The 20,950-nt window shown below is 51.4% G+C and carries 21 protein-coding genes and 1 other annotated feature; of the genes, 7 read left to right on the top strand and 14 right to left on the bottom strand.

What is annotated here, in order from left to right:
- Nucleotides 1-996, top strand: coding sequence for an ABC transporter ATP-binding protein (locus tag HP572_RS08295; protein WP_205550542.1), 996 nt, complete (start codon nucleotides 1-3; stop codon nucleotides 994-996).
- The gene (gene oppF, locus HP572_RS08300; protein WP_205550540.1) at nucleotides 993-2,027 is read left to right on the top strand and encodes a murein tripeptide/oligopeptide ABC transporter ATP binding protein OppF; all 1,035 of its coding nucleotides are present in this window, start codon (nucleotides 993-995) and stop codon (nucleotides 2,025-2,027) included. Before HP572_RS08295 ends, oppF begins: the two co-directional genes overlap by 4 nt.
- 71 nt (nucleotides 2,028-2,098) lie before the next feature.
- Here oppF and HP572_RS08305 read toward each other — a convergent pair whose 3' ends face one another.
- Together HP572_RS08305 and cls are read right to left on the bottom strand one after the other, a co-directional pair.
- Nucleotides 2,099-2,422 (bottom strand): HI1450 family dsDNA-mimic protein, encoded by a 324-nt coding sequence (locus HP572_RS08305; RefSeq protein WP_010275303.1) that lies wholly within the window; start codon nucleotides 2,420-2,422, stop codon nucleotides 2,099-2,101.
- 55 nt (nucleotides 2,423-2,477) lie between these two features.
- Nucleotides 2,478-3,938: a cardiolipin synthase gene (gene cls / locus HP572_RS08310; RefSeq protein ID WP_010275301.1), complete on the bottom strand. Its 1,461-nt coding sequence runs from the start codon at nucleotides 3,936-3,938 to the stop codon at nucleotides 2,478-2,480.
- Between the two features lie 195 nt (nucleotides 3,939-4,133).
- Between cls and HP572_RS08315 the strand changes: the two genes are divergently transcribed.
- Nucleotides 4,134-4,310: a YciY family protein gene (locus tag HP572_RS08315; RefSeq protein ID WP_085996914.1), complete on the top strand. Its 177-nt coding sequence runs from the start codon at nucleotides 4,134-4,136 to the stop codon at nucleotides 4,308-4,310.
- A gap of 87 nt (nucleotides 4,311-4,397) precedes the next feature.
- Here HP572_RS08315 and HP572_RS08320 read toward each other — a convergent pair whose 3' ends face one another.
- Both HP572_RS08320 and HP572_RS08325 read right to left on the bottom strand, forming a co-directional pair.
- A complete protein-coding gene (locus tag HP572_RS08320) occupies nucleotides 4,398-6,071 on the bottom strand; it encodes a Tar ligand binding domain-containing protein (RefSeq protein ID WP_240585304.1) in 1,674 nt (557 codons plus the stop codon).
- A 399-nt stretch (nucleotides 6,072-6,470) separates the two neighbouring features.
- Entirely contained in the window at nucleotides 6,471-6,767 is a 297-nt protein-coding gene (locus HP572_RS08325; RefSeq protein WP_205550537.1) for a YciI family protein, read from the bottom strand.
- Between the two features lie 266 nt (nucleotides 6,768-7,033).
- On the opposite strand from HP572_RS08325, the gene tonB reads away from it, so the two are divergent.
- Nucleotides 7,034-7,798, top strand: coding sequence for a TonB system transport protein TonB (gene tonB, locus HP572_RS08330; protein WP_205550535.1), 765 nt, complete (start codon nucleotides 7,034-7,036; stop codon nucleotides 7,796-7,798).
- Nucleotides 7,799-7,922: 124 nt separating this feature from the next.
- On the opposite strand, the gene yciA is transcribed toward tonB, so the two are convergent.
- The 3 genes from yciA to HP572_RS08345 form a co-directional block, all read right to left on the bottom strand.
- On the bottom strand, nucleotides 7,923-8,345 hold the full coding sequence (gene yciA, locus HP572_RS08335) for an acyl-CoA thioester hydrolase YciA (protein ID WP_010275288.1): 423 nt from the start codon (nucleotides 8,343-8,345) through the stop codon (nucleotides 7,923-7,925).
- A gap of 19 nt (nucleotides 8,346-8,364) precedes the next feature.
- Nucleotides 8,365-8,934: a septation protein A gene (locus tag HP572_RS08340; protein ID WP_240585305.1), complete on the bottom strand. Its 570-nt coding sequence runs from the start codon at nucleotides 8,932-8,934 to the stop codon at nucleotides 8,365-8,367.
- A gap of 199 nt (nucleotides 8,935-9,133) precedes the next feature.
- Nucleotides 9,134-9,886, bottom strand: a complete 753-nt coding sequence (locus tag HP572_RS08345; protein WP_240585306.1) for a YciC family protein — start codon at nucleotides 9,884-9,886, stop codon at nucleotides 9,134-9,136.
- Nucleotides 9,887-10,234: 348 nt separating this feature from the next.
- Here HP572_RS08345 and ompW point away from each other — a divergent pair, with 348 nt between their 5' ends.
- Entirely contained in the window at nucleotides 10,235-10,867 is a 633-nt protein-coding gene (ompW, locus tag HP572_RS08350; protein ID WP_240585307.1) for an outer membrane protein OmpW, read from the top strand.
- A gap of 212 nt (nucleotides 10,868-11,079) precedes the next feature.
- Here ompW and HP572_RS08355 read toward each other — a convergent pair whose 3' ends face one another.
- From HP572_RS08355 to HP572_RS08385, 7 genes are all read right to left on the bottom strand, one after another.
- The gene (locus HP572_RS08355; RefSeq protein ID WP_240585308.1) at nucleotides 11,080-11,811 is read right to left on the bottom strand and encodes an oligogalacturonate-specific porin KdgM family protein; all 732 of its coding nucleotides are present in this window, start codon (nucleotides 11,809-11,811) and stop codon (nucleotides 11,080-11,082) included.
- Between the two features lie 384 nt (nucleotides 11,812-12,195).
- On the bottom strand, nucleotides 12,196-13,002 hold the full coding sequence (trpA, locus tag HP572_RS08360; RefSeq protein ID WP_240585309.1) for a tryptophan synthase subunit alpha: 807 nt from the start codon (nucleotides 13,000-13,002) through the stop codon (nucleotides 12,196-12,198).
- Nucleotides 13,002-14,195: a tryptophan synthase subunit beta gene (gene trpB / locus HP572_RS08365; protein WP_240585724.1), complete on the bottom strand. Its 1,194-nt coding sequence runs from the start codon at nucleotides 14,193-14,195 to the stop codon at nucleotides 13,002-13,004. The genes trpA and trpB overlap by 1 nt, the downstream gene beginning before the upstream one ends.
- A 13-nt stretch (nucleotides 14,196-14,208) precedes the next feature.
- Nucleotides 14,209-15,576 carry a bifunctional indole-3-glycerol-phosphate synthase TrpC/phosphoribosylanthranilate isomerase TrpF gene (trpCF, locus tag HP572_RS08370; RefSeq protein ID WP_240585310.1) on the bottom strand — a complete coding sequence of 456 codons (1,368 nt, stop codon included), beginning with the start codon at nucleotides 15,574-15,576 and terminating at the stop codon, nucleotides 14,209-14,211.
- Nucleotides 15,577-15,583: 7 nt separating this feature from the next.
- Complete coding sequence (gene trpD, locus HP572_RS08375; RefSeq protein ID WP_240585725.1) at nucleotides 15,584-16,582, bottom strand: anthranilate phosphoribosyltransferase; 999 nt, start codon at nucleotides 16,580-16,582, stop codon at nucleotides 15,584-15,586.
- Between the two features lie 83 nt (nucleotides 16,583-16,665).
- On the bottom strand, nucleotides 16,666-17,244 hold the full coding sequence (locus tag HP572_RS08380) for a gamma-glutamyl-gamma-aminobutyrate hydrolase family protein (protein ID WP_240585311.1): 579 nt from the start codon (nucleotides 17,242-17,244) through the stop codon (nucleotides 16,666-16,668).
- Nucleotides 17,244-18,806 (bottom strand): anthranilate synthase component 1, encoded by a 1,563-nt coding sequence (locus HP572_RS08385; RefSeq protein ID WP_240585312.1) that lies wholly within the window; start codon nucleotides 18,804-18,806, stop codon nucleotides 17,244-17,246. The genes HP572_RS08380 and HP572_RS08385 overlap by 1 nt, the downstream gene beginning before the upstream one ends.
- 31 nt (nucleotides 18,807-18,837) lie before the next feature.
- Nucleotides 18,838-18,942 (bottom strand) — a sequence feature (Trp leader region).
- Between the two features lie 220 nt (nucleotides 18,943-19,162).
- On the opposite strand from HP572_RS08385, the gene HP572_RS08390 reads away from it, so the two are divergent.
- Together HP572_RS08390 and HP572_RS08395 are read left to right on the top strand one after the other, a co-directional pair.
- Complete coding sequence (locus HP572_RS08390) at nucleotides 19,163-20,047, top strand: PHP domain-containing protein (protein WP_305852622.1); 885 nt, start codon at nucleotides 19,163-19,165, stop codon at nucleotides 20,045-20,047.
- A 151-nt stretch (nucleotides 20,048-20,198) separates the two neighbouring features.
- A complete protein-coding gene (locus HP572_RS08395) occupies nucleotides 20,199-20,819 on the top strand; it encodes an L-threonylcarbamoyladenylate synthase (protein ID WP_014915351.1) in 621 nt (206 codons plus the stop codon).
- The last annotated feature ends 131 nt before the right edge of the window (nucleotides 20,820-20,950 follow it).

Genomic DNA, 20,950 nt, shown 5'->3' on the forward strand with positions numbered 1-20,950 from the left:
ATGAGCAAGATTGAGTTAACTGGCGCGCACGACGCGCTGCTACATGTTCAGGATCTCCGGGTAACGTTCAAAACGCAGGATGGCGACGTGACGGCCGTTAACGACCTGAACTTCACGCTTAACGCCGGTGAAACGCTGGGGATTGTTGGTGAGTCAGGCTCCGGTAAATCACAAACGGCGTTTGCGTTGATGGGGCTGCTGGCTCGCAATGGTCGTATCGGCGGCTCGGCACGTTTTCGTGGCAAAGAAATTCTCAATTTGCCTGAAAGCCAACTGAATAAGCTGCGTGCTGAAGAAATCAGTATGATCTTCCAGGATCCGATGACGTCGCTGAATCCTTACATGCGCGTCGGCGAACAGCTGATGGAAGTGCTGATGTTGCACAAACACCTGAGCAAAAGCGAAGCGTTTGAAGAATCAGTCAAAATGCTGGATGCGGTCAAAATGCCGGAAGCGCGCAAGCGTATGAAGATGTATCCGCATGAGTTTTCCGGTGGGATGCGTCAGCGCGTGATGATCGCCATGGCGCTGCTGTGCCGTCCGAAGCTGCTGATTGCCGATGAACCGACAACCGCACTGGATGTGACGGTTCAGGCGCAGATTATGACGTTGCTGAACGAGCTGAAGCGCGAGTTTAATACCGCCATCATCATGATTACCCATGATCTGGGGGTTGTTGCCGGTATTTGTGACAAAGTGCTGGTGATGTACGCCGGGCGCACGATGGAATACGGCGTTGCACGCGATGTCTTTTATCATCCGAGCCACCCGTATTCCGTTGGTCTGCTCAATGCCGTGCCGCGTCTGGATGCGGAAGATGACGTGCTGGCGACCATTCCGGGTAATCCGCCTAACTTATTACGTTTGCCGAAAGGGTGTCCGTTCCAACCACGCTGCCCGTATGCGATGGATGTCTGCCATAGCGCACCGGCGCTGGAATCTTTTGGTGATGGCCGCTTGCGCGCCTGCTTTAGAGCGATTGAGGAGGTGGTATGAACAACGCGGACGAGAAGAAGGTGTTGTTAGAAGTGGACGAGTTGAAAGTCCACTTTGATGTCAGAGATGATAAGCAGTGGTTCTGGCAGCCACCGAAAAAATTGAAAGCGGTCGATGGTGTGACGCTGCGTTTATATGAAGGCGAAACGCTGGGCGTGGTGGGGGAATCCGGCTGCGGTAAGTCTACGCTGGCGCGTGCTATTATCGGGCTGGTAAAAGCGACCGACGGACGCGTCACCTGGCTGGGAAAAGATCTGCTGGGGATGAGCGCTGATGAATGGCGCGCCGCGCGGAGTGACATTCAGATGATATTCCAGGATCCACTGGCATCGCTGAACCCGCGTATGACCATCGGCGAGATTATTGCCGAGCCGTTAAAGGTTTATCATCCAGAGCTGGATCGACAAACGGTGAAAGATCGTGTGAAAGCGATGATGCTGAAGGTTGGGCTGCTGCCGAATCTGATCAACCGCTATCCGCATGAGTTCTCTGGCGGGCAGTGCCAGCGTATCGGCATCGCGCGTGCGCTGATTCTGGAACCGAAGCTGATTATCTGTGACGAACCGGTTTCCGCGCTGGACGTGTCGATTCAGGCACAGGTGGTTAACCTGCTGCGTCAGTTACAGCGTGAAATGCGCCTGTCGCTGATTTTTATCGCCCATGACCTATCGGTCGTGAAGCACATTTCCGATCGCGTGCTGGTGATGTATCTGGGTCATGCCGTAGAGCTGGGAACGTACGATCAGGTCTACCAAAACCCGCAGCACCCGTATACGCGTGCGCTGATGTCTGCTGTGCCGATTCCCGATCCCGATCAGGAGCGAAACAAGAAGATACAGCTGCTGGAAGGGGATTTGCCTTCACCGATCAACCCACCATCGGGCTGTGTGTTCTGCACGCGTTGTCCGATTGTCGGCCCTGAGTGTTCGAAAACCCGGCCATTGCTGGAAGGGAGCTTTACGCACGCGGTGTCGTGTTTGAAGGTCGATCCGCAGGCGCTGTTACCGGTGGCAGAAGCAGAATCACAGTAATCCATTTTATCGGCTACTGATGTAAAAAAGGCGTCTCCTGTGGGAGACGCCTTACGTTTAAGCAAGAAAAATTATTCTTTCCACAAAATGTGGCAAAGTTTGTGGTCTTTTTCCCGGCAAATCAGCACGCGGGCAAAAATATCCGTGATCTCTTCACCGTCTTCTTCGGCCAGCCCAATGACGACTTCGGCAAAAAAGTCAGGATTCAGGTCGAAATCAACGTGTTCAGCCCAGTCTTCAGCAGGGTCGAATAACTCTGCACCACCGCGCTCTTCAAATTGCAGGTTGAACAGCAGAATATCTGCCGGATCGAGATTATCAGCCGCGAGTTCCAAAAAGATATCGTAGGCCTGTTCCAATGCTTCGTCTTCGGTCAGGCGATTATTCAAATCCATAACGTCATTCCTGTTAATTCCCAATAGCCTTATTAGAACACGGGAAAACGCGTATTTATAGCAGGGGGCTGAAAAAGTAGAACAGCCGCTCGACGATGCGTTGCCAGTAAGGGCGGTTTTGCCACTGCGTCGCGTTTAACAGGCGTGAACGGGCGATATAATCTTCCTGTACGCAGGCTAAATCGCTGCCGAACCCGGCATCGTCAATCACTAGCGTAATTTCAAAATTCAGCCACAGACTGCGCATATCCAGATTCACCGTGCCGACCAGGCTGAGCTGTCCATCAACCAGTACGCTTTTGGTGTGCAGCAGTCCGTCCTTGAATTGATAAATTTTTACGCCAGCGGCCAGCAGTTCCGTGAAGAACGCGCGACTGGCCCAGCCGACCAGCACGGAGTCATTCTTGTGGGGAACGATAATGCTGACATCAACCCCGCGCTGAGCGGCGGTACAAATGGCGTGCAGCAAATCGTCGCTGGGTACGAAGTAGGGGGTCGTCATGATCAACTGCTTACGTGCCGAATAGACGGACGTCAGCAGCGCCTGATGAATCATTTCTTCCGGGTAACCGGGGCCCGAGGCTATAACCTGAATGGTGTGGCCGCTCTCTTGCTCGAACGGCATAACGTTAACGTCCGGCGGTGGCGGAAGCAGACGCTTGCCTGTCTCCATTTCCCAGTCGCAGCAGTAAATAATCCCCAGCGTGGTCGCCACCGGGCCTTCAATACGTGCCATCAGGTCGATCCATTGCCCAACGCCGGCATCTTGTTTGAATAAACGGGGATCGACCATATTCATGCTGCCGGTATAGGCGATACGGTTGTCGATCAGGATGATTTTACGGTGCTGCCGCAAATCCATGCGGCGAAGGAAAGCACGGAACAGATTGACTTTCAGGGCTTCGACCACTTCGATCCCGGCGGTGCGCATCAGTTCGGGGTGATGCTGGCGGAAAAATTGTACGCTGCCGGCAGAGTCCAGCAGAATACGGCAGTGTACCCCGCGTCGTGCCGCGGCGATAAGAGAAGAGGAGACTTGCTCAACCAGGCCGCCGGGTTGCCAGATGTAGAACACCATTTCGATGTTGCTGCGTGCGAGTTCAATATCACGCAATAGCGCTTTAATGGTGTCATCAAACGTGGTCATCAACTGCAACTGATTGCCTTTTACGCCGCCAACCCCTTGCCGTCTCTCACACAGCTGAAATAACGCGCTGGCGACTTCACTGTTTTCCGTCGCGAAAATACGGCGATATTCTTTTAATTCGCGCAGCCATTTTGCCGTTGATGGCCACATTTTGCTGGCACGTTCGGCTCGGCGTTTGCCGAGATGGAGTTCGCCAAACGAAAGATAAGCGACAATACCGACAAGTGGCAGAATATAAATCACCAACAGCCAAGCCATCGCAGAAGGCACCGCCCGACGTTTCATCAAAATACGCAGGGTCACACCTGCAATCAGCAACCAGTAGCTAAAAACCAGTAACCAACTTATTACGGTATAAAATGTCGACATAAAGGCAGCACAGTTCCCTTCTGCAAAGAATTAACAAAGTGTACGCATAGATTTATAAAAGGGGAAATGCCTTTCCTCTGAATAAAATAGCGTAGCTGGCTAAGAAGAGAATGTCGGAGAGGGGGATTCACTGGTTGTCGTCGTGTATTAGGGGGGTATAATGCCCAGCGCGAGTGTATTAACAAGAGTCGCATAATGAAACGCAGTCGGAATGAAGTGGGTCGCTGGCGGATGTTACGTCAGGTCCAGCGTAGAAGAAGTCGCTGGTTGGAGGCTCAATCACGTACGTATCGTCATATTCGCTCTGCCCGTTATCTGCAACAAAAGCAGCAACGACGTGCATTGCTCTATGCGGTAACCTACGACTGGTAAGCCAGTGAGGAAAATAGCGACCCGAGGTTTGGTCGCTATTTTTTTATCACACGGTTTACCACACGCAGGGTTTATTCCCTCATCGACTTATCCCATGACTGGAATGCGCTGTGCCATTTCACGCTGATCAATCATCAGGTTAATGTCATCTTCCGTCGAGGGTAGAATAAACAGCGATACTGACGTATTTAAGCGTTCCGTTTGCTCCAGCAATGAGGCGAAGGTGTGCGCGGAGGCTTCAACCTGTCCCGCATTTTCCCTGACGGTGTCGTTCAGCGTGCTGAGCCGTGCGGTGACTTCATGGATGCTTTCGTTCTGCTGGTGCGATATCTCCGAAATCTCGCTCAGAAACGTGCCCGTGCCTTTCGCGGTCTGAATGATGTGTTGCAGGCTGTCATTCAGTTTGTTCACCAGTCGTGTTCCGGCGGTGACGCTGTTATCGGAATCACGAATCAGCACATTAATACTTTGTGCAGAATGGCTGCTTTGCGACGCCAGCGTGCCGACTTCCCGCGCGACAACGGCAAAGCCGCGTCCCATCGTTCCAGCGCGTGCGGCTTCAATGGCGGCGTTCAACGACAAAATGTGCGTCTGAAACGCCACGTTCTCTATCATCCCAATGGCTTCTGTCATCTCACGCGTTCTGCCTGCTATGTCTGACATCGCCACCTTGACATCATTCATCATTGTTTCACCCTGAGCAGCGATCTTGCTGGTATCTTCCGCGTGCAAATTAGCCTGTTGGGTATGCTGGGTATTTTGTTCCAGATGCTGGCTAAGCTGAATAATATGTTCTGTGGTGACTTTGAGCTCGTGGGATTGGCGATTTGCCTGTTCGGAAAGCCGATGGTTATCTGCCGCGACCCGATCGACCTGCGTCACCATGTGGTCAACGCCCTGACGAACCTGATTGACCAGGTTCACCAGACCTTCCTGCATTTGAATGACGCTGTTATTAAGCTGTTCAATTTCGCGTGTACCGCGCGTCTTTGTATTGACCGCATGCGAAAGGTCACCCGCGGCGATCAGTTTTAAGTGGGCAATAATGTGCGTCAGCGGGCGAATAATGATCCGACTCACGCCAATCCACACGGCGATGGCAATTGCCAGCAAGAGGCCAAGAACCGTAATGAAAATCGTTTTTGCGTTATCGAGTGAGGATAAAAATTGTTGGCCATGCTGCTTTTGCAGCGCATCGGTATCTTGCAGATAGTGTGAATACTTCTGGGTAAAATCGCTTTGGTAAGCCTGTACCGGAACGGCAAAGAAAATATCGATCTGATTCGTGGTCTTTATGCCCTCGGCCAGCTCGACAAGCCCGGAATAAAGCTGACTGTAGCTCTTTTTCAAATCGATAAAAGCCGCGGTGTCTGCTTCAGCCGTTGTGACCGTCCCCAGTAGTTGGTAGTGCTCCTGCGCCTGTTTTAGAGACACTTCCGCTTCATCCATCAGGCTGTGCCAGCTACCTTCAGATCCCGTATCTTTGTCTACCAACAAATAAATGCCCGCGCGGTTGAGCTTGTCGCTGGCATTCATCACTTCCATCCGTGCTTTATCCATCAAGGCTTGTTGCTGGCGAAGGCTCTCGTTAGCGGAAATATCCTGTCGAACCTGCGTCATCGTTTGAGAAATGACGCCGACGGAAACCAATTGCAATAAAGAAAATAACCCAATGATCAATAACAATCCGGAGAGAATACTGAGGCGATGACGGCGGCGGATAGTAGCAACTCCGTTTCGCAAAATCGCAGGCATTAACATGATTGCTGACCCTCTATAAATGAATAGCGGTCAAATTATCACTGTTAAATGACTAAAATATTTCAGCTTTTGGCGGGGGCGAAAAGGGTCATGATTTTCTAGTACAACCATGACCTGTATCAATTACTCGTCATACTTCAAGTTGCATGTGCGTTGACTGCGCTACTCGCTCCACTTGCGTGGACCTCGCCCCGTTGGGGCCGCTGCAAGCAGCGTTCAAACCTGCCTCTGGCAGATTTGTCAGTCACCCGAATCACTTACTCAAGTAAGCTCATCGGGATTCCTTCTCTTGCCGCGTTACAAGGTTTATAAATAAACCATTGCCCTAATGGGCCAACGCTTTGCGTTGTTCAAACGTTAACGTTTGTCCTGAAACTCGAATTATTTAGAGTATGACCCTTAAAACACTTTCTTGAATGGCTTCACGCTGACGTGTTTATAGACGCCCGCAGCGATGTAAGGGTCGGCGTTGGCCCATGTCGTTGCCTCATCCAGCGATGTGAATTCGGCGATAATCACGGAGCCGCTAAAGCCAGCCTGACCGGGATCTTCGCTGTCGATAGCAGGCAAAGGGCCCGCGGTAATCAGTCGACCCTGATCGCGCAATGCCTGTAAACGGGCAAGATGGTCCGGTCTGACCGACAGGCGTTTTGCTAATGAATCAACATTATCTTCAGCATAAATGACATAGAGCATAGCGACCTCACAGGTGGGAAGGTACCCTTTATCGTTTGGGGTGCCGGGTTTGAGAACCCCAGCGGTCAAACGCTATCGGGTAAGAGAAACGAGTTTCTATCATCATACGTGATGTTGTTTGAAGACAATAGTACGAGGACAATAGGTTGATTTGCCAGAGTAATCCCCCCACGATTTCTGTTTTTTTAACAATTCCACGGGTTGTTATTGAATATGATTGCTATTTGCATTTAAACTTGGGCGGCATAAGAGGATAAAGACAGACTATGCCGCAAAAAAAGTTTTTTTTGACCCGCCGTTACTCATGGCCATTCATACTTTCAGTCGGTTTTCACGGTTCACTGATTGCAGGTTTGCTGTACGCATCATTTAATAATTCAATCGAATTACCGCAGGAATCTAAGCCCATCAGCGTTGTGATGGTGAACCCTGCGGCCTATGAAGCTGCACCTGCTGCTAAATCTGCCCCGGAGCCAGAGCCGGTTAAGCAGCCAGAACCTGAACCTGAGCCGGAACCGATTCCAGAACCGGAGCCATTGCCGCAGCCGGTTCCTATGCCATTACCTGAGCCAAAGCCCAAGCCGCCGAAACCTAAACCGGAGCCTAAGCCGGTGAAGAAGGTTGAGCAACCGAAGCCGGTTAAACGTGAACCGACGGTTGAAAAACAGCCGCCTTCGCCGTTTACCAGCACAGAGCCAACGCGCAATGTGACTAACGCGCCAGTGAAGCAGGCACCGGCACCCGCAGCAAGCACGCAGTCAAGCGGGCCACGTCCGTTGAGCCGCGCACAGCCTCAGTATCCGGCTCGCGCGTTTTCTCTGCGCGTTGAAGGGCGGGTAAAAATGCAGTTTGATGTGGACGAGTCTGGACGTGTTGACAACGTGCGCGTGCTTTCTGCTGAGCCACGCAATATGTTCGAGCGTGATATCAAGCAGGCCATGCGTAAATGGCGTTATGAAGCAGGTAAACCGGGCAAAGATTTGGTTGTGACCATCGTCTTTAAAATTGATGGCGGGGCGGCAGTCGAATAATTCACGCCGATATGAAAAAGAAACGGGGCGCTATCTGTGTAGATAGCGCCCCGTTTTCGTTATGCCTTTATATCCGGTAATAATGTAGATACTTATCAGCGAGTTTTTAGTCTGATGCCAGACGTTACTCGCTTGGCGTGAAGTTGCTTTTACCTGCGGGCAGCTCACGCGGGTGGCCTTCTTCGTCTACGGCAACGTAAGTGAATAACGCTTCGGTAGCCCGATAGCGCTGACCAATTGGCTCAGAGGAGACTTTCTTCACCCACACTTCAACGTTGACGTTGATAGAGCTACGGCCAGTACGTAAACAACGTGCATAGCAGCAAACCACATCGCCGACGGCGACAGGTTTTAAGAACGACATCCCATCAACCCGTACGGTAACGACACGTCCCTCGGCAATTTCTTTCGCCAAAATCGCGCCACCGATGTCCATTTGCGACATCAGCCAGCCGCCAAAAATATCTCCGTTCGCATTGGTATCGGCTGGCATTGCCAGCGTGCGGAGAACCAGTTCGCCCTGTGGTAACACGTTTTGTGTGCTCATTGTGTCTATCTCGCTTTGGCTATTGCTGTTGCTCGCTTTTTTCTTCTTCTGACTTTTCCTGATCGTTAGGCAAGTGACGATAGATATAAACGCCACAAATCAGCGTAAACAGCAGCGTCACACCGGTCAGACCAAAGACTTTGAAATTAACCCAAACGTTTTGCGGTAACCAGAAAGCAATATAGATGTTAACCAGTCCACACACCAGAAAGAACATTGCCCAGGCGAAATTCAGTTTCCCCCAGACGGATTGCGGCAAGGTTAACTCTTTACCCAGCATTTTCTGAATCAGGGTCTGTTTCATCACAAACTGGCTAACCAGAAGGGCAATGGCGAACAAGGCGTAGATGATGGTGACTTTCCACTTGATAAACAGATCGTTATGGAACACCAGCGTAAGCGAACCGAAAACGACGACCATGGCAAAGGTGACCAGCGTCATTTTTTCTATTTTACGATACATCACCCAGGTGACCACGAGTGACAGCGCCGTTGCCGCAATCAGTGCACCCGATGCGATATAGATGTCATAAAGTTTATAGGCTGCAAAAAAAACGACCAACGGTATAAAATCAAGAAGTTGCTTCATTATGTCAATCCATCACTCAACAGTGTCGTAATCATAACCCGCGAGAGTTATCCGATAGCTCATGCCATTATCCTTTATTGTGGAACACCATTCCCGAGATATTGTAATAATTTGCAGAAAATTACGATTGGGTAGATAGCGAACGGAGATCTGGCGGAACCTATGCCACCAGAGCGGTGGCATAGGCAAAGGGCGGTAATTAAGCGCGCAGCAACATATAAAGGCGGAACAGATAAATGAGCAGGATCGCGGAGATCAGGTTGCCCAAACCATTCAGAACCACGCCGAGCACGGTCGGTGAGGAAACCGGTAACTTCGACACGATCAGCAAAATAGCGATTTTAGCCAGTAGCCACATCACGATGGCAGGCGCGGTTGCACGCAGGTTGCCGTAAGCTAGTTTGGTACTCACTTTAATGGCATTGAAAATCCCGCTTTTTTCCGTGACGACAATCACGGGTGACAAACTCAGCGCAATAGCGAGCAGCACGCCAGGAATGACCAGAAGCATCATGCCAAGCTGGATGAGCAGGGTGCACAGCAGGATCAGGATAAGCAGACGCAGTAAAAAGGGAGCAGAGGCGCCAATAGCTCGCAGTGCACTGGTGCGCTGTCCGTCAGAAACCAGCTGGATCAGCATCAGAATCCCGCCCGTCAGCAACGCATTGCCCACTAACGCAGCAAAGGTACCTGCTGCCGACATTTTCAGTAACACGGTTTGTTGTTCCGGCGTCATCTGCTGAATCATATCCATCAAGCCAGCTTCGACAGAAGATGACAGATCGCTGCTGGAACTGCTCAGAATCTGTAACTCGTCTCCAGAAGGCGATAGTGCATGATTCAGTATGACAGTAATGAATGCCGTCAACAGTGACATCATTAAGATGCTGATGAACTGGTTGCGGGTGAAATTCATTGTGTCACGGTACAACGTGTTAGCCGTGATAGGCATGCAGGCTCCTTGAAAAAAGATAAATCGACAGAGAGAACTTAACTCCCAATTGTAACCTGTTAATTCGCGCTGTGGCACCCCGTCAACGATGCAATGCTGCTTTTCCCCTCACTATGAGGTTAGTGTGGCATGGCTACCATCGTGGCGCTTATCGTCGTCTGAGGCGTATTTGATGCCCTACATCATTATTGATCTAGATCAATTTCATTATTTTTAATGACTTAGCAAGAAATGATTCAGTTCAATTTGGGCGTAAAATCTTTAAAAGATGTGATCTGGCTTAAAACAAGAATACCTACTTAGGGGTATATTTCGCTCGAAATTTAAACCCTATAAATGGAGTGGGTAATGAAAAAGACATCTTTATTATTGTTGGCAGCGGCGCTCATGCCTGCATTGGCACAGGCTCATCAAGCGGGTGATTTCATTGTTCGGGCAGGTTCAACAACCGTACGGCCTGCTGAAAGCTCAGACAACGTACTGGGTTTAGGTGAGTTTCAGGTTAGTAATAATACTCAACTGGGTCTGACGTTTAGCTACATGGTGACGGACAATATTGGGGTTGAATTACTTGCCGCCACGCCGTTCAAACATAAAGTCGGAACACCGGGTACGGGGACTATTGCGGAAGTTAAACACCTGCCGCCTTCACTGGTCGCGCAGTACTATTTTGGTGATACTCAAGATAAATTACGTCCCTATTTAGGCGTTGGCCTGAATTACACCTTGTTCTTCGATGAGAAATTTAATGACACGGGGAAAGGGGCAGGATTGAGCGATCTGAGCCTGAAGAATTCCTGGGGCCTTGCTGCGCAGGCAGGGTTGGATTACAACCTGGATAAAAACTGGCTGCTTAATATGTCCGTGTGGTGGATGGACATTGATACCGATGTGAAATTTAAAGCCGGTAACGATCAGCAAAGCATTCATACTAAACTTGATCCCTGGGCCTTTATGTTTGGCGTAGGCTATCGCTTCTGATTGTTAATTTAGTTTGATGTGAAGAATAAAAAATTTCCGGGAGAAATTTTTAACGTTGCATTAGCAACGGCCCGTAAGGGTGGCGGCCAGGGATGGCACGCTATAAAAAAACGGCGACGTGAATAACGTCGCCGTTTTTATAGACAGGAAATAACAAACCAATAAAGAGAACGCTATTTTTATTACAACAATTATCTAAATGGCATTAGCCATTAGAAATTGTATTGCACACCAACACGGTAACGAGTTTGACGCTCGTCAGTATTTTTGCTACCAACAACGTTGCCGACTTCAGCATAAGGCGTCCAGTTTTTGTCGTATTTGTACGCTAATTTAACGTTGTGAGTCAGGCCATAGTTGTCGTTGTCGGCAATGTAACCAGGAGCACCAGCTTTGGTCTTCTTGTCGTATTCAAATTCGTATTCAACCACAAAGTTCGCAGGCAGTTTATAACCCAGCGTACTGGTGATGGTGTAGCCTTTAATATCGGTAGGGTTCGCAGCTGTGTTGGTATTACCGATGTTGTTACTTTTACGCAGGTAAGATGCACGGTAGCGCAGACCATAGTATAAGGAATCGGTAATGTTGGCCGTGCCTTTGATGTAAGGACGGTAATTGTTGTCGTCTGAAGTGGTAACCATGTTTAGGCCGGTTTCCAGTCCAAAAGTTTTATCGAATTTGTACTGATAGCTGGCGGTAACTTCTGTACCGTTGCTGACCGTTTCGTTATACGGTTTATTTGGGGTGGTATCGTTTTTGGATTGACCCCATTTGCCTTCCAGTGACAGGCCAAAACCGTTGTCAAAACGGTGGGACATCAGCAGGCGATCTTTATGATCGTTCTTTGCCGTATCTTGCATTTCATGACGATAGTCAATCGTCACAGCCATGGAGCTTAAGCTGATTAAGGAGGTTACCACCATCGTCAATATTTTAACTTTCATTTTATTATCCCAAGTCAAAGAGAATTATTATTTAAAACGCGCTGCCACTTTTGTTCAGCGGTTCCATTCTATTTATTATTTCTTACAGTAATGTGAACAAGATCGTTAAAAAGAGAAAATTTTAAATGATCTCAGTTCTGTGATTTTCTTCGTATTTTATTAGTGGGATTTATGCGGTTTAAAAATTAAGGGGTAATTAATTTATTTTGTTGATGCGGAATTAAATAATTATTTCAATTTGAAAACATTTCTTACAATTATAATGAAGTGGAAACTAAATAATAATTGAAGATGTTTCGCGTTAATTAAATAAGAAATAATTTGAAACATTATTCGGCGCGCGATAGGACTTGTGTGAAGCACAAATCGCGCACCTGAAACGTGTTATGAACGCGTAGCGGCTTTCATTTCACTTACAAAGGCGTGTAATTCAGACAGCATGACGTCGGGCTGGTTCAGATTTTTTTCGATAATCCGCACGATCGCGGAGCCAGAAATGGCACCCGCTGCACCTGAGGCTAACGTTTCCCGCACTTGGGCAGGATCGGAAATGCCAAATCCTTGTAACGGCGGGGCAGCATGATACGTGTTCAGTTTGGCAACCAGATGATTCAGCGGCAGTTGCGCGCGCTTTTCTGCCCCAGTAACACCTGCGCGCGACACTAAATAGGTATATCCACGTCCATAAGAGGCAATCTCGCGCAGCAGTTCATCGTCAGCATTGGGCGGACAGATAAAAATGGGGGCAATGCCGTGTCGCAGGGCAGCCGCACGGAAAGGCGCAGACTCAACCACTGGCACATCTGCTACCAAAACTGAATCGACGCCAATCTGCGCACAGCGCTGATAAAATTCATCAATACCGTTGCTGAAGACCAGATTGGCATACATCAGCAGGCCAATCGGGATTTCCGGGTATTTTTGACGTATAGCTGCCAGCATTTCGAAGCATTGGTCTGGTGTGACGCCTGCCGCAAAGGCGCGCAGGTTGGCATCCTGAATAGTCGGGCCATCCGCCAACGGGTCAGAGAAGGGCACGCCCAGCTCCAACGCATCGGCACCGGCCGCAATCAGCGTGTCGATAATTTTTAGGGACTGCTCGGGAGAGGGATCGCCCAGCGTAACAAACGGAACGAACGCGCCTTCCTTTTTCTCTGACAGGCGGTTAAATAACTGTTGATAGCGTTCCATTAGATTTCTCCCCGATCTTTCAAAATATCGTGCACGGTAAAGATGTCTTTATCACCACGGCCGGACAGGTTGACCACCAGCAGTTGCTCCTTCTCTGGCTCCGCTTTAATCATCTTCAAGGCGTGTGCCAGCGCGTGGGAGGATTCCAGCGCGGGAATAATCCCTTCGCTACGGCAGAGTGCTTTGAAAGCATCCAACGCTTCATCATCGGTAATCGAGACATAGTCGGCACGGCCAATACTGTTCAGGTAGGCGTGCTGCGGCCCTACGGACGGGAAATCCAGTCCGGCAGAAATCGAGTAAGATTCTTCAATTTGCCCGTCAGACGTTTGCATCATTGGAGACTTCATACCGAAATAGATACCGAGGCGACCGTGTTTTAACGGCGCGCCGTGCTGTCCGGATTCAATGCCCAAGCCACCTGGTTCAATGCCGATTAGACGGACGCTAGTATCGTCGATGAAATCAGCGAACATCCCAATCGCGTTAGATCCACCGCCAACACAGGCCAGTACCGCATCCGGCAAGCGACCTTCTTTTTCCAGAATCTGCGCTTTGGTTTCCTCACCAATCATGCGTTGAAACTCACGCACGATAGTTGGATAAGGATGCGGGCCTGCGGCCGTTCCCAGCAGATAGTGTGCCGTTTCATAGCTGCCGGACCAGTCACGTAGCGCTTCGTTGCAGGCATCTTTCAGCGTGGAAGAACCGCTGTGAACGGGAATGACTTCTGCACCCATCAAACGCATGCGGAACACGTTTGGCGATTGGCGCTCAACGTCTTTGGCACCCATATAAACGCGGCATTTCAGGCCGAGCAGGGCGCAAGCCAGTGCCGTCGCGACGCCGTGTTGGCCCGCACCGGTTTCGGCGATGATTTCACTTTTACCCATGCGCTTAGCCAGCAGCGCCTGTCCGAGTACCTGATTGGTTTTGTGCGCACCGCCGTGCAGCAGATCTTCGCGTTTCAGGTACAGCTTGGTTTTCGTCCCAGCCGTCAGGTTTTTACACAGGGTCAACGCTGTCGGGCGACCCGCGTAGTTTTTCAGCAGATCGGTAAATTCGGCCTGAAATTCAGGATCTTTTTGTGCACTGACGAAAGCCTCTTCCAGCTGGCGTAACGCCGGGATGAGGATCTGCGGAACAAACTGTCCGCCGAATTCACCGAAGTAAGGGTTGAGTAATGTCATAATTTTCCCGTCTGTTTTAGTGTTGCGGCTGACGTAATGTCGCAAAAACCGCAGCAATTTTATGTGAGTCTTTTTTTCCCGGTTCGCTTTCTACCCCGGAATTGAAATCCAGTCCTGCGCAACCTTGCTGTGCCGCTAGTGCGCAGTTATCGCTATTCAGGCCACCGGCCAACAGCACGTTATTCAATGACTGATTCGCCAGCAGCGACCAGTTGAAGGTTTTCCCGCTGCCGCCCTGACCGTTGTCAAACACGTAGCGATCGACGTGGGTGAGATTACGTTCCGGCAGCACATCCGCGATGCTCAGCGCTTTCCAAATCTGGCAGGTCGCTGGTAATTGCTGACGTAGTCGGTCGATGGTCTGTTGATCTTCATCACCGTGCAACTGAACGGCCGCTAGCCCTAACTGCGTTGTGATGGCAACAATGTGTTCGACGGGCGCATTGCGGAAAACACCGACATAGCGCAGTGGGGCGCCTGTCATAACGTCGGCGGCTTGTTTGGCGTCAACATAGCGTGGAGAACTGGCGACGAAGATTAAACCGCCGTAGAGTGCACCCGCTTGATAGGCGGCCTGTGCATCTGCTGCGCGCGTCAGGCCGCAGACTTTGTTCTCACCCAGAATAACGCGGCGTACCGCGCCGTTCAGATCCGGCTCAGACATCAGTGAACTGCCGATCAGGAAGCCCTGAGCAAAGGCGCTGAGTTCACGAATCTGTGCCTGGCAGTTTATACCGGATTCGCTGATCACGGTGACGCCAGCGGGCAGACGCGGTGCAAGCGTCCGGGTACGGTTGAGGTCAATAGAGAGATCGCGCAGATCGCGGTTGTTGATCCCAACGACGCGTGCTTCGAGCTGAATGGCTCGGAGCAACTCTTCTTCATTACTGACTTCTGTCAACACGCCCAGCTTCAGGCTGTGAGCCACCTCGGCCAGTTGCTGATACTGCTCGTCGTCCAGCACGGACAGCATCAGCAGAATGGCATCGGCCTGATAGTAGCGAGCCAGATAGATCTGATAAGGCGAAATAATAAAGTCTTTGCACAGCACTGGCTGATGTACTGCTGCGCTAACCTGCGGCAGAAAGGCAAAATCGCCCTGAAAATACTTTTCGTCAGTCAAAACGGAAATAGCAGACGCGTAATCTTTATAGACCTGAGCTATCGCTACCGGGTCGAAATCATCGCGAATCAATCCCTTCGACGGTGAAGCCTTTTTGCATTCAAGAATAAAGGCGGGCTTATCTTGTTTCAGCGCCTGATAAAAATCACGCTGGCTGGGAACGATCTCATGCTGAAAAGAGGCCAGCGGCTGTGCTTTTTCTCGTTCCGCAACCCAAAGCGCTTTATCACGCACAATTTTATGTAATACGGTTTCCTGCATGGTTCCATTATCCTCTGGCGGACAGGGCGATAACGCGCTGATAAGCCTGTCCACTATGAATGACTTCAAGCGCCTGTTGCGCATTTTGGCGCAGATCTTCTTGTCCGAATAATCTCAGGAGCAGCGCAACGTTGGCGGCAACCGCAGCGGCGTGCGCGCGTTCACCTTTACCTTGTAGCAGTGACGCGAGAATGTCACGATTTTCTTCTGGCGTACCGCCTTGTAATGCCGACAGCGGATACGCATCCAGCCCGAAATCGCGGTGCGACAGTTCGTAGGTTTCGATCTCGCCATTGTTCAACTCGGCAACCTGCGTCGGTGCATGAATCGCGACTTCATCCATTCCGCCACCGTGTACAACCGCGGCACGCTGGTAGCCCAGCACTTTCAGCGTTTCGGCGATAGGGCGAACCAATTCGGGGCTATACACCCCAATCAGCGCCAGCGGCGGGCGAGCGGGGTTAACCAACGGCCCCAGCACGTTGAAGACGGTACGCGTTTTGAGCTGCTGACGTACCGGCATGGCATGACGGAAGCCCAGATGGTATTGCGGAGCAAACAGGAAACACACGCCTAGGTCGTCCAACGCCTGACGGGAATCCTGCGCGCTCATATCCAGCTTAATACCGAAAGCGGAGAGTAAGTCAGAGGAACCGGAACGACTGGAGACGCTGCGGTTGCCGTGCTTGGCGATTTTCAGACCACAGCTGGCGGCAACGAAGGCACTGGCCGTCGAAATGTTGATACTGTTGGTGCCGTCACCGCCTGTACCGACGATATCGGCAAATAAATAGTCAGGGCGTGGGAACGGCTGCGCATCGGCCAGCAGAGCCGTGGCCGCACCGGCGATCTCATCGGGATGTTCGCCGCGCACTTTCATACTAATCAACGCCGCTGCTAGCTGGCTGGCTTCCAGTTCACCGCGAATAATGGCACCAAACAGCGCCTGACTTTCCTGACGGCTGATAGGGTTCGCGCCGTATAATTTTTCCAATATGTGTTGCATGGTCATGACATCCTGAGCAGTAGACGGTTCCTGTGTCTTAAAAGACTGTTGTGTAGAAGACAGTTGCATAATCGTATCCCTCGTTAAGCCAACGCCCAGTCCAGCGTTTGTTCCAGCAGTCGAGCGCCGTGCGTGGTCAGGATCGACTCAGGGTGGAATTGAAAACCGCAGACGCGATCGGCATCGTTCCGCACGGCCATGACCATCGTATTGAAGTGTGCGTTGACGGTCAGCGTCGACGGAATGTTGCTGCCGACCAGCGAGTGGTAACGGGCAACGGGCAGCGGATGCGGTAAACCACTAAACATGCCGCTGGCATCGTGGTCGATGGCAGACGCTTTGCCGTGCAGGATTTCACCTGCCTGACCAACATGGCCGCCATAGGTTTCCACGATGGCCTGATGGCCGAGGCAAATGCCGATAATCGGTAACTGACCGCGCAAACGTTGCAGCAGCTCCGGCATACAACCCGCTTCGGCTGGCGTGCCGGGGCCGGGGGAGAGCATCAGGATCGGTTTTTCCATTTGCTGTAACCGCGCGATGATGACGTCGGCAGGCAGATGGTTACGGTAAATCACGACCTGATGACCGCTGGCACGCAGCTGATCCACCAGGTTGTAGGTGAATGAATCGATGTTATCGAGCAGCAGGATGTCGGCCATCAGAAAATCTCCTTTGCATGGTGCGCACTGGCAATGGCTCGCAGTACGGCCCGGGCTTTATTACGCGTTTCGTCGGCTTCGGCCTGAGGGTTAGAATCCAGCACCACGCCCGCACCGGCCTGAACGGTGGCAATACCGTCTTCGACATAGGCGGAGCGAATGACGATGCAGGTGTCCAGATCGCCGTGAGCGGTGAAGTAGCCCACCGCGCCGCCGTAGCTGCCGCGTCGGGTTTTCTCACTCTCGGCAATCAGCTGCATGGCCCGGACTTTCGGTGCGCCGCTCAGCGTGCCCATATTCATGCAGGCGCGGTAGGCGTGCAGAACATCTAAATCTTCACGCAATGTGCCCACGACGCGGGAGACCAGATGCATAACAAAGGAATAGCGGTCAACTTTGGTCAAATCAGCAACGTAACGGCTACCCGGCTGACAAATGCGCGCCAGATCGTTACGGGCTAAATCGACCAGCATCAAATGCTCAGCCAGCTCTTTATGGTCGGTACGCATTTCCAACTCAATACGGCTATCGAGATCGCGATCCAATGAGCCATCGGCACGGCGACCGCGCGGGCGAGTACCGGCAATAGGGTAGATTTCGATTTGGCGGCTGTCGGCATCGTATTTCAGCGAGCTTTCCGGTGAGGCACCGAACAGCGTGAAGTCCTGATCCTGCATGTAAAACATGTAAGGGCTTGGATTGCTATCCTTCAGCGTTTGGTAGGCAGCTAGCGGTGAAGGACACGGCAGAGAGAAACGACGTGACGGCACGACCTGGAAAATTTCACCGATGCGGATAGCTTCCTGCATCTGGCTGACGACTTCCCCGAAGGCTTCATCGCTCTGATTGCAGCTCAGCGTCATGTCTTCGATGGACTGGCGCGGCAGTGCAGGCGCGGGCTGAGTAAGCTGATGTTGCAATTGTTCCAGACGCTGTTGCAGACGCTGCTTTTCGCTGTGGTTCGGTGTAAACAGGCTGGCTTGTAGAGCGGTCACTCGTTTTTGGTGGTCAAGCACCAGCAGCGTTTCTGCCAGATAGAAGCAAAAATCTGGGCAGCGCTGCTGCTGGCTCAGCGCAGGTAATTCTTCAAACCCAGCGACCAGATCGTAGGCGAACAGGCCGCCGAGAAACATAGCTTCACGCTCATCTGTCGGGCAGGCGACCAGCGTCAGAATCTGACGTAAGGCATCAAACACGGACAGCGAACGCAGGCGAGCATCTTCGTCCTGCATGGCGTCTGCCAGTGGGAACGTGAGTTCACGACCGTTCGGACGTGGTTGATTGATAATCTCCACTGGCAACGCGGCATCCAGAAGCGGCAGGAGGCTGGCGCCGTTTGTCGTTAGTGCCTGAATAGAAACCTGCTGACCCAGTGCGGTGATGCGCAGCGCGCTATCGACGATCAACAGGCTTTTCAGGTTTTCCTTGCTGTCGATTTCAGCCGACTCTAACAACAACGTTGCTGGTCTGGCACCGCAGAGCTGATGGAAGATGGCGCTGGGGTCGTTACGGTAAACGGCCTCAATACGCAGCAGTTCCAGTTTAGGTTGTGTTGTTTGCATTCTTGCTACCCGTTTAATGTTGTGCCCATCAAATAAAAAGCCCGCTTAGTTAAGCGGGCCTGGGAATATCTGCATGTGTGATAACAGCGATGCGTGATTAGTCCACCCGCGAGAGGGAAGAGCGCCACCAACCATGCTTCATCATTTTCTGCGTTGCCATTATCATCATCTCACTGTTTGTATACTGATTACTGTCCGCGCACTGCGCTTGCGTACTAGTTAACTGGTTCGGCGATAAAATGTCAACACCTTCAATATGATTATTTTATTACTCAGGGAAACGGCGGGCATTACCATTTACGCCCTATTGATGGCATCATGCGGCCTTCGCATTATTCTTGTTAATGGATAGGCTTGTGCCAGAAGACTCTCAACCGATATCGTCGTTCCCACTTTATGATTTGCATAGCCATACTACGGCATCTGATGGCCTTTTAACGCCGACGGCGCTGGTCAACCGGGCGGTAGACATGCGGGTGAGCGTGCTGGCTATTACCGATCACGACACGACGGCTGGGCTTGACGAAGCGCAACATGCAATTGCACAACAAGGGCTGCCGCTGAGATTGATTCCCGGCGTGGAGATCTCCACGCTGTGGGAAAATCATGAGATTCATATTGTCGGATTGGGGATGGATAGTGCACACCCAGCGTTAACGGGGTTGCTGCAACAGCAGGCGGCGTGTCGGCAGAGTCGAGCGGAGCAGATCGCGGCTCGACTGGAAAAAAACCGCATTCCCGATGCGCTGGCGGGCGCACAGCGTCTGGCGACGGGAGGGCAGATTACACGCGCGCATTTTGCACGTTATCTGATCGAACTGGGCATCGCAGCGAATATGAATCAGGTGTTCAAAAAATATCTGGCGAAAGGCAAAATCGGTTACGTGCCACCGCAGTGGTGCACCATCCCGCAAGCGATTGAGGCGATTCATCAATCCGGCGGTGTGTCGGTGTTGGCGCATCCGGGGCGCTACGATTTGACGGCCAAATGGCTAAAGCGTCTGCTAGCTACCTTCGCAGAAAGCGGCGGGATCGCGATGGAAGTGGCGCAATGCCAACAGGCACCGGATGAGCGTACGCAACTGGGGCGCTATGCGCGCGACTTCAACCTGATGGCGTCGCAAGGATCGGATTTCCACCTGCCGTGCGCCTGGATTGAACTGGGCCGCAAACTGTGGCTACCTGCCGATGTCGAACCCGTTTGGCACCATCCGCTATTGGTGGAGGCTGGCAACGCATAGCCGCGTTGATGTCATGATGCTCTTTTTGAAATAACAAATTCATGGAATAACAATCTTTTACCGCCAACACGTTCTATAATAATCCTTATTGCACGATGAAGCGGGCTGGAATGAACAGCGCCGCGAAATGTCAGACGTACGAGGTAGGGTCATGAGCCAGTTTTTCTATATTCACCCACAGAATCCGCAGCCGCGATTGATCAATCAGTCGGTGGAATTTTTGCATAAAGGTGGGGTGATTGTTTATCCAACGGATTCCGGTTACGCGTTGGGCTGTATGTTGGGCGAAAAGAACGCGCTGGAACGCATCTGCCGGATTCGCGATCTGGGGAGCGATCATAACTTCACGCTGATGTGTCGCGACCTGTCCGAACTGTCGACGTATGCCCATGTTGATAACTCGGCTTTCCGGTTGATTAAAAATAACACACCCGGTAATTACACGTTTATTCTGAAAGCGACGAAAGAGGTGCCTCGCCGTTTAATGAATGAAAAGCGTAAAACCATCGGCCTGCGCGTGCCGTCCAATCCTATCGCACTGGAGCTGCTGGCCGCGCTGAATGAACCGCTGATGTCGACGACGCTGATGCTGCCGGGAAATGATTTCGCCGAATCCGATCCAGAAGAAATTCAGGACAGATTGGGAAAACAGGTGGATTTGATTATTCACGGCGGTTCGCTGGGTCAACAGCCGACGACGGTTATCGATTTGACCGAGTCCGTGCCACGCGTCGCCCGTGAAGGTACCGGTGATGTCACGCCGTTCCTATAAACGCAGCGACGAGCGGTAACAATCGGAATACAAATGGCGCGAAGATCGGTATAATCGCGCCAGTTTTTACTACGACGAATGATTTTTACGTACACACTATTTTTACGTAACTAGCTGAATTTTATAAGCAG

Origin of the sequence: Pectobacterium sp. PL64 (assembly GCF_022477975.1) — a bacterium.
In the GTDB taxonomy this organism is placed as follows: domain Bacteria; phylum Pseudomonadota; class Gammaproteobacteria; order Enterobacterales; family Enterobacteriaceae; genus Pectobacterium; species Pectobacterium jejuense.

Bases quoted from the DNA above. Each gene is read 5' to 3' on its own strand.
- ompW (WP_240585307.1), top strand. From the start codon at position 10,235: ATGAAAAAGACATCTTTATTATTGTTGGCAGCGGCGCTCATGCCTGCA.
- HP572_RS08320 (WP_240585304.1), bottom strand. From the start codon at position 6,071: ATGTTAATGCCTGCGATTTTGCGAAACGGAGTTGCTACTATCCGCCGC.
- HP572_RS08325 (WP_205550537.1), bottom strand. From the start codon at position 6,767: ATGCTCTATGTCATTTATGCTGAAGATAATGTTGATTCATTAGCAAAA.
- HP572_RS08380 (WP_240585311.1), bottom strand. From the start codon at position 17,244: ATGGCCGACATCCTGCTGCTCGATAACATCGATTCATTCACCTACAAC.
- HP572_RS08345 (WP_240585306.1), bottom strand. From the start codon at position 9,886: ATGCCTATCACGGCTAACACGTTGTACCGTGACACAATGAATTTCACC.
- HP572_RS08395 (WP_014915351.1), top strand. From the start codon at position 20,199: ATGAGCCAGTTTTTCTATATTCACCCACAGAATCCGCAGCCGCGATTG.
- cls (WP_010275301.1), bottom strand. From the start codon at position 3,938: ATGTCGACATTTTATACCGTAATAAGTTGGTTACTGGTTTTTAGCTAC.
- tonB (WP_205550535.1), top strand. From the start codon at position 7,034: ATGCCGCAAAAAAAGTTTTTTTTGACCCGCCGTTACTCATGGCCATTC.
- trpD (WP_240585725.1), bottom strand. From the start codon at position 16,582: ATGCAACACATATTGGAAAAATTATACGGCGCGAACCCTATCAGCCGT.
- HP572_RS08305 (WP_010275303.1), bottom strand. From the start codon at position 2,422: ATGGATTTGAATAATCGCCTGACCGAAGACGAAGCATTGGAACAGGCC.
- HP572_RS08340 (WP_240585305.1), bottom strand. From the start codon at position 8,934: ATGAAGCAACTTCTTGATTTTATACCGTTGGTCGTTTTTTTTGCAGCC.
- trpA (WP_240585309.1), bottom strand. From the start codon at position 13,002: ATGGAACGCTATCAACAGTTATTTAACCGCCTGTCAGAGAAAAAGGAA.
- HP572_RS08355 (WP_240585308.1), bottom strand. From the start codon at position 11,811: ATGAAAGTTAAAATATTGACGATGGTGGTAACCTCCTTAATCAGCTTA.
- HP572_RS08315 (WP_085996914.1), top strand. From the start codon at position 4,134: ATGAAACGCAGTCGGAATGAAGTGGGTCGCTGGCGGATGTTACGTCAG.
- trpCF (WP_240585310.1), bottom strand. From the start codon at position 15,576: ATGCAGGAAACCGTATTACATAAAATTGTGCGTGATAAAGCGCTTTGG.
- HP572_RS08385 (WP_240585312.1), bottom strand. From the start codon at position 18,806: ATGCAAACAACACAACCTAAACTGGAACTGCTGCGTATTGAGGCCGTT.
- HP572_RS08295 (WP_205550542.1), top strand. From the start codon at position 1: ATGAGCAAGATTGAGTTAACTGGCGCGCACGACGCGCTGCTACATGTT.
- yciA (WP_010275288.1), bottom strand. From the start codon at position 8,345: ATGAGCACACAAAACGTGTTACCACAGGGCGAACTGGTTCTCCGCACG.
- oppF (WP_205550540.1), top strand. From the start codon at position 993: ATGAACAACGCGGACGAGAAGAAGGTGTTGTTAGAAGTGGACGAGTTG.